The following is a 433-nucleotide window of genomic DNA, read 5'->3' on the forward strand; positions in this document are numbered from 1 at the left end:
GCGGCAGCCCTGGCGCCAGGGCGGCGGGGGCGGATCGCGGTGGCGTCCTGCGCGCGGCCGCACCGCTGATGGGGATCGGCTTCGCCCTGACCCTCGGCCTCGGCCAGATCCAGATCGTGCTCGGCCTGTTCCTGCAGAAGCGCTTCAACCTCGACGCGCCGGGCGCCGCAGGTCTTGCCGGCGCGACCTTCGCGCTCGTCGCGGTGACGATGATCCTGACGCAACTCGTCCTGGTGCCGCGCCTCGGCCCGAACCTGCGGCGCAATCTCAGCCTCGGGCTTGCAGGCTTCGCCGCGGGTGCAGGCGTGACCGCCTGTGCTCCCGCCGCCTGGGTCGCCGTGCTCGGGACGGTCGTGGTGGGCGCCGGCATTGCCCTGGCGACCCCGCATTACACCGCCGCCCTGGTCGCCCGGATGCCCGGGCACGCCCAGGC

Annotated in this window: 1 pseudogene; it reads left to right on the forward strand. The window is 74.6% G+C overall.

What is annotated here, in order from left to right:
• Positions 1–433, forward strand: a pseudogene (locus FV228_RS32695) (MFS transporter); the annotation flags it as partial.

The organism is Methylobacterium sp. WL18 (assembly GCF_008040015.1).
Classification (GTDB): Bacteria; Pseudomonadota; Alphaproteobacteria; order Rhizobiales; family Beijerinckiaceae; genus Methylobacterium; species Methylobacterium mesophilicum.